The 9,524-nt window shown below is 70.7% G+C and carries 11 protein-coding genes; 1 reads left to right on the forward strand and 10 read right to left on the reverse strand.

Annotated features, from left to right (window positions below):
- The 8 genes from VFS34_13790 to VFS34_13825 form a co-directional block, all read right to left on the reverse strand.
- The coding region (locus tag VFS34_13790; protein ID HET9795520.1) for a UPF0758 domain-containing protein at nt 1-522 on the reverse strand (522 nt) is incomplete at its 3' end.
- Nucleotides 519-1,652 (reverse strand): glycosyltransferase, encoded by a 1,134-nt coding sequence (locus tag VFS34_13795; GenBank protein ID HET9795521.1) that lies wholly within the window; start codon nt 1,650-1,652, stop codon nt 519-521. The genes VFS34_13790 and VFS34_13795, both read right to left, overlap by 4 nt.
- 65 nt (nt 1,653-1,717) lie before the next feature.
- The gene (locus VFS34_13800) at nt 1,718-2,809 is read right to left on the reverse strand and encodes a DegT/DnrJ/EryC1/StrS family aminotransferase (protein HET9795522.1); all 1,092 of its coding nucleotides are present in this window, start codon (nt 2,807-2,809) and stop codon (nt 1,718-1,720) included.
- On the reverse strand, nt 2,806-3,843 hold the full coding sequence (locus VFS34_13805) for a zinc-binding dehydrogenase (protein ID HET9795523.1): 1,038 nt from the start codon (nt 3,841-3,843) through the stop codon (nt 2,806-2,808). The genes VFS34_13800 and VFS34_13805 overlap by 4 nt, the downstream gene beginning before the upstream one ends.
- Nucleotides 3,844-3,872: 29 nt before the next feature.
- Nucleotides 3,873-5,426 (reverse strand): hypothetical protein, encoded by a 1,554-nt coding sequence (locus VFS34_13810; GenBank protein HET9795524.1) that lies wholly within the window; start codon nt 5,424-5,426, stop codon nt 3,873-3,875.
- Entirely contained in the window at nt 5,423-6,313 is an 891-nt protein-coding gene (locus tag VFS34_13815; GenBank protein HET9795525.1) for a polyprenyl synthetase family protein, read from the reverse strand. The genes VFS34_13810 and VFS34_13815 overlap by 4 nt, the downstream gene beginning before the upstream one ends.
- Nucleotides 6,310-6,651 (reverse strand): STAS domain-containing protein, encoded by a 342-nt coding sequence (locus VFS34_13820; protein HET9795526.1) that lies wholly within the window; start codon nt 6,649-6,651, stop codon nt 6,310-6,312. The genes VFS34_13815 and VFS34_13820 overlap by 4 nt, the downstream gene beginning before the upstream one ends.
- A gap of 14 nt (nt 6,652-6,665) precedes the next feature.
- Entirely contained in the window at nt 6,666-7,100 is a 435-nt protein-coding gene (locus VFS34_13825) for an ATP-binding protein (protein HET9795527.1), read from the reverse strand.
- 48 nt (nt 7,101-7,148) lie between these two features.
- On the opposite strand from VFS34_13825, the gene VFS34_13830 reads away from it, so the two are divergent.
- Nucleotides 7,149-8,315 (forward strand): hypothetical protein, encoded by a 1,167-nt coding sequence (locus VFS34_13830; protein HET9795528.1) that lies wholly within the window; start codon nt 7,149-7,151, stop codon nt 8,313-8,315.
- A 31-nt stretch (nt 8,316-8,346) separates the two neighbouring features.
- On the opposite strand, the gene VFS34_13835 is transcribed toward VFS34_13830, so the two are convergent.
- Nucleotides 8,347-9,132: a CPBP family intramembrane glutamic endopeptidase gene (locus VFS34_13835; GenBank protein ID HET9795529.1), complete on the reverse strand. Its 786-nt coding sequence runs from the start codon at nt 9,130-9,132 to the stop codon at nt 8,347-8,349.
- The coding region (locus VFS34_13840; GenBank protein ID HET9795530.1) for a universal stress protein at nt 9,129-9,524 on the reverse strand (396 nt) is incomplete at its 5' end. The genes VFS34_13840 and VFS34_13835, both read right to left, overlap by 4 nt.

The raw sequence follows: 9,524 nt of genomic DNA on the forward strand, positions 1-9,524 counted from the left end.
GTGGTACAGGATCATCGCCGCCGCGTCCTCGAGGAGCGCCTGCTTCAGGATCTCGCGCGGCTCGACGAGCGCGCGGTCGATCGTCCCCGTGTAGCACTCCCGGTCCCGGAGCAGCCGGTGGCGCGCATCCAGGAGCAGCACTCCCGTCGATTCCTGCGTGCGCCGCGCATAGAGCCGCGTCAGGTAGGTGGCGACGCGTTCGGGGCTCGAGAACTTCTCGCGGGCGACCTCGTCGCTTCCCATCCGCGCGGCGAGCTCGATCGCGGCGGAAAGGGTCAGCGCCTGGACCCGGCCGAGACGGAGCTTCACGAGCTGCCCCGCCGAGAGCGTCGAGAGACGCGCGAGCCCGCCCGCTTCCTTCAGGACCGCCTGCGCGAGCGCCACCGAGCTCTCGCCGCGGCGGCCGGTCCGGAGGAGGATCGCGAGGAGCTCGTGGTGCGCCAGGGCCTTCGGGCCGAGGCGGTCGAGGCGCTCGCGCGGACGCTCCTCTTCCGGGAGGTCCCGCAACATCGACGAACTCACGCCGCGGCCTCGTTCCCGACGGAGCCGGCGAGCTCCCGATAGAGCGCCTCGATCCGGTCGAGCCGGACCTTCGACGAGAAGCCCGCCTCGACCCGGGCGCGTCCGCCGCGGGCGAGCCGAGACGCCTCCTCGGGATTCGCCGCGATCCGGACGATCGCCTCCGCCGCGGCGGCGGGGTCCTTCACCGGCACGAGCAGCCCCGACTCGCCGTCGACGACGAGCTCGGGATTCCCGCCGGCGGCCGTCGCGATCACCGGCTTCCCGAGCGCCATCGCTTCCCGGATCGTCCCGGTCACGCCGAGACCCTCGTAGGAGAGGTCGATCGCGAGATCGGCGGCCATGAGGACCTTCGGCATGTCGTAACGGAAGCCGATCGGAAGCACCGCGTCCGCGACGCCGCGGGCCGCCGCGTAGGCCGCGACCTCCGCTTTCTGCTCCTCGTTCTTGCAGGCGACGATCGCGGTCTTCAGGTTCGGGATGCGCGGCCGCGCGAGCGCCGTCGCGTCGACGAGATGCTTCCACCCTTTCCACTCGCGGGCGCCGACCTGCACCACCAGGAAGTCCTCGCCGCCCACGCCCCATTCCCGCCGCACCTCGCCGCGGTCGAGCTTCGCCGGATCGAAGACGTCGAGGTCGACCCCCGCGTAGATCACGCGGACCTGGTCGGGGCGAAGCCTTCCCGAGGCGACGATCACCTTCTTGATGTCCTCGCAGACGGTGACCACGGCGCCCAGACGGACGTGGAACTTCGTCCGGTTGAACGCGTCGAGAGGAAAGGAGACGCCGCGATTGACGACGATCGCCGGCTTCCTCCGTCCGAGGAACGTCGCCGCGAGCGCGACGGAATGCGCGATTCCCTTGTGGACGTGGACGACGTCCACCGCGCGCTCGCGGTAGAGGCGCGCGAGCTTCGCCGCCGATCCGAGGTCGAACTCGTTTCGCATCGGGAGCCCGATGAAATCGACGCCGGCCGCCGCACAGCGCTCGCGGATCTGCCCCTCGCCTCGCGAGACGACGGCCACGCGATGCCCGCGGCGATGCAGGTTCTCGGCGAGCTGGAACATCTGGACGACCGAGCCCGTGTTGAAGTGCCCCTTCTCGAGCACCTGCAGGATCGAGAGGGGCTTCACGCCACGCTCCAAAGCGGCTTCACGCCGCGCTCCAACGCGGCTTCACGCCACGCTCCAACGCGGCTTCACGCCGCTCTCCCGAAGAACTCCCTCACCGTTTCGACCACGAAATCGCGTTCGGCGTCGGAGAGCTCGTAGAACATCGGCAGCGACAGGATCCGTCCGGCGATCCGCTCGGTCTCCGGGAGCGCCGGCGGAGCGGGCTTCAATCGCGCGAGGGTCGCCGGCTGGCGGTGGTTCGGGAGCGGGTAGTGCACCCCCGTCTCGATTCCGCGCTCTTTCAGGAACGCGGCGAGCGCATCCCGCGCGTCGGTCTGGATCACGTACAGGTGGTAGACGGCCTCGCCGCCGGCGGGCTCCGGCGGCGTCTCGACGATTCCCGCGAGAGCCTCGGTGTAGCCTCGCGCGAGGGCGCGCCGGCGGTCGGAATAGGCGGCGAGGTTCCGGAGCTGAATCCGTCCCACGGCCGCCTGGATCTCGTTGAACCGCATGTTGTAGCCGACGACCTCGTGCGTGTACTTGTCGCTCCGCCCGTGGTCCCGGAGACGGCGGATCGCGGCCGCCAGGTCGTCGCGATCGGTCGTCACCATCCCGCCGTCGCCGAAGACGGTCAGGTTCTTCGAGGGATAGAAGGAGAACGCCCCGGCGTCGCCGAACGAGCCGATCGTCCTGTCGCCCCATTTGGCTCCGTGCGACTGGCACGTGTCCTCGATCCAGAAGAGGCCGTGCCGGTCGGCGATCCGATGCATCGCCCCGACGTCGACCGGATGGCCGTACAGGTTGACCGGCACCATGCCGACGGTGCGCGCCGTGATCTTCGCCTCGAGGTCCGCCGGATCGACGGTGTACGTCCGGTCGATGTCGACGAACACCGGTGTCGCGCCCGCGTCGAACACCGCCTCGACGGTGGGGAACGCCGTGTGCGCCGGAACGAGAACCTCCTGGCCCGGCTCGACGCCGAGCGCCTGAAGGACGAGCTGGATCGCCGAGGTGCCGTTGGCGACGGCGACGGCGTGGCGGGTCCCGATCGACGCGGCGAATTCCTCCTCGAACGCGCGGGTTTCAGGGCCGAGGATGAAGCGCCCCGAGTCGATGACGCGCAGAACGGCCTGTTTCATCTCGTCGGTGACGTGGGCATGCGAAAGCGGAATCTTCATGCGGTTCCTTCCGGGACGAGGATGATCTTGCCGAACTGTCGGCCCGACTCCATCCGTTCATATGCCGCGGCCGCCTCGTCGAAGCGGTGCACGGAATCGATCCGGGGCTTCAGCCGCCCCGAGAAGACGGCCGCCGCGGCGGCGCGGAATTCACGGTCGTTCGCCATCGTCGAGCCGAGGATCGAGAGCTGTTTCCAGAAGATCAAGCGCAATTCTTCCCTGGGATTGGGCCCGGAAGTGGCGCCGCAGGTCACGATTCGCCCCCCCTTGGCCGCCGATCGCAACGATATCATCCACGTCGCGTCGCCCACGCAGTCGATCACGACGTCGCAGCCCCGCCGTCCCGTCGCCTCGGAGACGCGCCGCGCGACGTCGTCCTTCGAGCTCCATCCGTGGGAGGCGCCGGCATCGCGGGCGGCCGCGAGCTTTGCCTCGTCCGACGACGTCCCGAAGACCTCCGCTCCGCACATCCGTGCGATCGCGAGCGCGGCCCACGCCACGGCTCCCCCGATCCCGTGGATGAGGACCGTTTCCCCCGGCCGGACGGCCGCGCGGCCGACGACCATCCGCCACGCCGTCTGGTACACGAGAGGAAACGCCGCCGCTTCCTCGAACGAAAGCGTCTCCGGGAACGGAAAGACGTTGCGGGCCGGGACGACCGCGAACTCCGCGAAAGTGCCGGGCGAGTGCTCGCCGAGGATCCGGAATTTCACGCAGAGGCTCTGCTCGCCGCTCCGGCAGTACTCGCATTTTCCGCAGTACAGGCCGGGCTGGATCAGCACGCGCTCTCCCGGGGAGAGCTCCTCCACGCCGTCTCCGACCCGATCGACCACGCCGGCGCCGTCGGCGCCCGGGATCTGCGGCAGCGGCACCCGGACGTTCTCGAGCCCGTTCCGCACGAAGAGATCGAGGTGGTTGAGCGCCGCCGCCCGGATCCGGATGCGGACCTCCCCCGATCCCGGTTCCGGATCCGGCCTCTCACCGAACCGGAGCACTTCCGGGCCGCCGTGATTCTCGAAATAAACCGCTCTCATCGTCCCATCCTCCGCGCCGCGCGCTCGATCTACTGGAGATACCCGAGCGATTTCAGCTTCTCGAGGTACTCCCGGCCGGTCTCCGTCGGCGCGGCGGGCGCCCCCGGCCGCCGCTCTCCGTACGTCGCGACGGCCGCGGTCTCGAGCGCTCCGGGACGGAACATGTCGGCCCGCGCCGAGCCGGCGAGGTCCCGCGCCGCCGGAATTCCCAGCCTCGCGATCGCGCTCGGCGCGACGTCTTCCGCACGGACCGAAGGCAACGCTCGTTGGGCCGCCGGATCGACGAGCGCCCATCCGCCCGACGCGCCGGACCGGCCCGCGTCCGCCAGGAGCCAGAGCGCGCCGCCGCCCGCCCGCGCGATCGCGAGGCGCTGCGCGACGAACTCCCGGGCGGGGCGGGACAGCGGTCCGCCGTCGATGTCCGCTCCGGGAAGATAGATCGTCGCCAGTCGGGGGGCCACGGCCTCCTCCGCGCGCCGGAACGCGGCGATCGCCGCGGCGTCGTCCTCGGCGCCGCTGGCGGCCCGGAGAGCGATCTCCCGGTTCTCGACGACCCGCGCCCCCGGAACGGCCTCCGACGCCCACCAGTTCACCGAGACGGTCGGGATCCCGGCGCGCGCCGCCACCTCCCAGAACGTCCAGGCGCGCCGTTCGGCGCCGGACACGGGCACCCGCCCGGTCGCCTTCGCCCAGCGCAGGGGTCCGCGGAAGATCCAGCCGGTCCCCGCCGGCGGCGTGAGCGCGGCCTTTCCGAACAGGGAAATCCGCTCGAAGGCCGCCACCCCGTGCCGCGATGGAGGAACGCCGGTCGCGATCGTCGTCCAGATCTCCGGAGGAGGCGCCGCGCCGCGGCGCCAGCGGACGAGCGGGGCGTCGGGCGCCAGCAGCCCGAGCGTCTCCGGAGATACGCCGTCCAGCCCCACGATCACCAGCGCGTCCGGCCGGGGAGAGATCGTGAGCGGCGGAAAGGCCGCCCCCGGCTCCCGGCGCGACGCCCAGAGCGACGCGGCGCCGAGCAGCACCGCGAGCGCCGCGGCGGCGCCGCGGCGCCACGAAAGCCGCTCCGGGAGGGGAACGTGCCGCCGGAGGGCGAGGGAGAGCGACGTCGCGCGGGCGGCCCTCGCGAAATAGAAGGCCGCGACCGCGACCGCGGCGAGCGCGAGCGCGGGGTGGGCCCCGGGCGACGCGGGGAGCGAACGCACCCCCGCCGTGAAGAGCCCGAACACGAGGATCGCCGCCGCGGCCGCCGCGATCAGAGCGGAGCGCGCGGGACGCGAGGGCGCGCGGCGGAACCGGGCGGCCAGCAGCACCGCGGCCGCGGCCGCGAGCGCGAGCGGGATCTCGATGACGAGGAGGGCGGCCGCCGCGAGAAACGCGCCCCCGGCGGGCACGACGGCGCCCCGGGCGGCCAGCGCGGCCGTGGACGCGACGACGCAGGCGACCGCCCCGGCCGCGGCGGACGGAAGGATCGCGCCGGACGCCCGCGGCGCGTTGAAGATCGCCCTCTCGATTCCCGCGTCGAGATATCCCTGCGCGCGCAGCCGCGCGCGCACCTCGTCGATCGGCGGCGGCGGAGCGCTCACGAGCGTCGGTCCCGCAGGAGATACGCGAGGTCCGCGAGCGGCCGCCCGCGCGGCCCGAGAGGCTCGACGGCGCTCGCGGCGGCTTCGGTCAGCTCGCCGGCGATCGTCACCGCGGTTTCCCGGCCCAGGATCTTCGCGAAGTTCGCGCGGTGCCCCTCGCCGTGCGCCTTCTTGCCGGTGCGCTCCGCGGCATCGGGCGTCTCCAGGAGGTCGTCGACGATCTGGAACGCCAGGCCGAGGTTCTTCGCGTAGCGGGTGAGTGCGGCCACGCCCTCCTCGGACGCGCGCGCGGCGATCGCCCCGCCCCGCGCGGCGGCGACGAAGAGCTCGCCGGTCTTCAGCGCGTGGATGCGTTCGAGCTCGTCGAGCGTCGCGCGGGCCGGATCGGCCGTCAGGTCCGCGAACTGGCCTCGGCAGCAGCCGGGTTCCCCGGCCGCCCGGGCGAGCTCGGCGACGAGCTTCGTCCGGATCCGGTCGGGCAGGCCGTCGCTCCGGCCGAGGAGCTCGAAGGCGCGATTGATCAGCGCGACGGCCGCGAGGATCGCCGTCGATTCCCCGAACTCCAGGTGGAGGGCGGGGCGTCCGCGGCGCAGCGTGGCGTCGTCCATCGAGGGGAGGTCGTCGAACACGAGGGAGGCGGCATGCACGGCCTCGAGGGCCGCGCCGAAGTCGAGGAGACCCGCCGGGTCGCCGCGGAAGAGGACGCCGGCCGCGAGCGCCACGAGCGCGCGGATGCGCTTGCCCGGGGAAAGGAGCGCGGCGCGCATCGCGGAGGAAAGAGGAGAGTCGTCCGCCGGAACGACGGCGGAGAGCCGCTCCTCCAGCCGCCCGATGTGGAGCTCGGAAAAAGTCGCGAAGGAGCCGTCAGGTCCCCGGCGCCGCGTCAACTTCCAAAGCTGGCGACGGCTTCCGGTTCGTTCTCGTAGACGTCGAAAACGGTGATGAGCTGGGTGACCGTGAGAACGTCCTGGATCTTCGGCGGGAGATGGAGCAGCCGGAGGCGCCCCCCCTTGTTCGTCACGGTCGTGTAGCAGCCGACGAGCTCGCCGATGCCGGAGGAGTCGATCGAGGTCACCTCGTTCATGTTGACGAGGATGTCCTTCTTCCCGGCGTCGAGGAGCCGCGTGATCGTGTCCCGAAGCTGAATGTCTCCCGAGCCGATGGTGATCTTCCCCTTCAGCTCGATGATGGATACGTTTCCGGACTCGCGGACGGTCGCCTTCATGGCTCGATCTCCTCCTATTCTGGTTCGTCGGCTACGAGCTTCTTCTCGAGGACCACTTTCGTGCCGCCGAGCGAGAAATCGTATCGCACATCGTCCATGAACGTCTTCATGTAGAAAATGCCGCGTCCCGAGGTCTTGAGCCGGTTCTCGGGGGCGAGCGGATCGGCGACCTGTTCCGGCCGGAACCCGACCCCCTCGTCGGCGATGGCCATGCGGAAGACGTCCCCGTCGACCTGCAGGGTGAGCGACACGCGTTTCTCCGTGTCCCCCTGGTTCCCGTGCTTGATCGCGTTGGCGACCCCTTCCCGAAGCGCCATCGAGATCGCGTGGGTCGTGTCGGCCGAGAGTTTCCACGGCCGGAGCACGTAATCGCACACGAACTGCGCGAGTTCGATGTTGTCGAACGAGCTGGCGATCGACAACGTGACGGGAGCCACGCGGTTTTTCATCACGGCAAAATCGCCGAAAAGATACCCGATATGCGAGAATGCAGCAAGATGGCCACCCGCCTCGGACGGCTCGCGATCGTCGTCGGAGCCCTCCTCTCCATGGCGGGCGCCGCGAGTCCGCCCGCCGTCTCCGACCGGGTCGCCGAGGCGAGGAAGACCGTGGAAGAGGTCCGCGGGCGAACGTTCCGGCGGCCGGTCCCGTCGGAGACGGTCGGACCCGAGAAGCTCCGCACGCTGCTCTCCCGCAAGCTCTCGGAAGGACTGGTCGTCGCTCCGGAGGCGTATTTCCGCTCGCTCGCCGCGATCGGCGCGATCTCGGACGCCGACCTGCCGCACCTGCTCGATCGGCTGCTCGATTTCTACGGCGGCGAAGTCCTCGCCTTCTACGACCCCGCCGAGGGAAGGTTCTTCGTTTCGAGCTCCGGGAAGGAACGCCTCGGCGGGTTCGGCGGAATGGAGGAGACGCTCGTCTTCACCCACGAGCTGACCCATGCCCTGCAGGACCAGTACCTCTCTCTCGACGGCCGCCTCCGCGCGCTGAAGAGCGACGGCGACGCGGCGCTCGCGATGGACGCCCTGCTCGAAGGGGAGGCGACCGAGGTCATGATCGAGAGCGCGGTCAAGGACCTGCCGGGAGGCGAGGACGGCGTCGAAGCGATGCTCGCTCCCCTGCTCACCGCGTCGCTCTCGGACCTCGATCCGGACGCCGCGAAGGTTCCGTCGTTCTTTTCGGAGCAGCTGCTGTTCCCCTACAGCGAAGGCACCGCGTACGTGCGGCAGATCCGGAAGCGCGGCGGCTGGAAGGCGATCGACGCGCTCTGGAGCTCGCTCCCGGCGAGCTCGGCCGAGATCCTCCACGCCGGTTCGCGCCGCCCGGCGCCCGGCGGCCCTCTCCTGGCGGACCGCGCGGTGGCGCCTCCCGCGGGCGGCGCCTTCCTCTATTCCGACACGCTCGGCGAGTGGACCCTCCGCTTCCTCTTCCGGAAAGCATCGGTCGCCGACGCGGACGCGGCGGCCGCCGCCTGGCGCGCCGACCGATTCCTCTTCTTCACGTCGGGAGACCGGGTTGCCTATGCCGGCCGTATCCGCGCCGACGACGCGGCGGATGCCCGGCGGATTCTCGAGGCGTGGAAGAGGTCTTCCCCGGCCGCCGCGGGGTCCGTCGACGGCACCGACGTGACGGTCTGGTCCGGCTTCGACAAGACGCCCCTTTAGACGCCCGCGCCGCTCGCCCTCCCGGGACGACTCAGCTCACGAATTTCAGCGCGAACGGGATCAGGACGAAGAGCTCGAACGCGTCGAACGCGCCGTGAGCGACGATCCCGGGAAGGGCGTTCCCGTACAGCTCGAACGTCAGCGCCAGGATCGACGCGAGGATGAAGATCCCGACGAGCATCACCGGCTGGCCGTAGACGCCGTGCGCGAGCGTGAAGAAGATCGTCGCGCCGATCGCGCCGATCCGGGGCTGGAGGAAGGATCGGAAAAAGGCCTCTTCGAAGATCATCGCCGAGACGACGATCGCGATCTTGAAGGCGAGCGGGAGGGCCACGATCCAGGGAATGACGGGGGAGATTCGCGGCGCCGCTCCCGCCGGAGCGAAGATCGAGACGATCCACTGGATCGCCAGCATCCCGCAGAGAGAGACCCCCCACGCGAAGGCCGCGATCGGAAACCCCGCGAGGAGCAGCCGGACGGGACGGCCGGAGCGGATCTTCAGGAAATCCAGGATGGGCGGTCGGCCCGAGAGCACGTACCAGACGATCAGGAACAGCAGAAACACCGCATGGAGGGCGAAAGCCGAAACCGGCGAGAGGTCCTTCGGCTCCGCCGGCCGTCCCGAGAGACCGGACGCGAACGGCGCGACGACGCAGAGGATCAGGACGGCGACGAGAAGAGCCAGCCCGATCGTCTTGCGCGTCTCGGTCGGAAACGCATCCTGATCGAATCCGCGGCGCCGGAGCGCCCGCAGCAGGAAACCCGCCACGAGGACGGCGCCCGTCGTGAACAGGATCACGAAGACGGCGGCGTTCATTCCGTCGGGCGAACGACGATCAGCACCGAGGCGGGGGACGACCGCGCGACCCGCTCCGCCGTCGCCCCGAGGGCGTGCGGGTGGCGGGGACCGGTCAGTCCATGGGCCCCGACGACGACGAGCGAGGGCCGCCGCTCGGCGGCCACTTCGAGGATCACGGAGGACGGCTTTCCCCGCGCCACGACCAGCTCGGGTCTCGGACCCGTCGCGGCCGCCGTCCATTCGCGGAGCCGGCGGAGAGCGGTTTCCCGGAGCGTCAGGAAATAGTCGACGTCCGGGTTGTTGACCGCGAAGAGGTCCGGATACGGGAAGCGGTCGTCGATCACGTGGAGAACGATCGCCGGAATCTGCTCGAGCGCGGCCAGCCGCAGCCCTTCCCGCACGACGACCGG

The organism is Thermoanaerobaculia bacterium (assembly GCA_035717485.1).
Classification (GTDB): Bacteria; Acidobacteriota; Thermoanaerobaculia; order UBA5066; family DATFVB01; genus DATFVB01.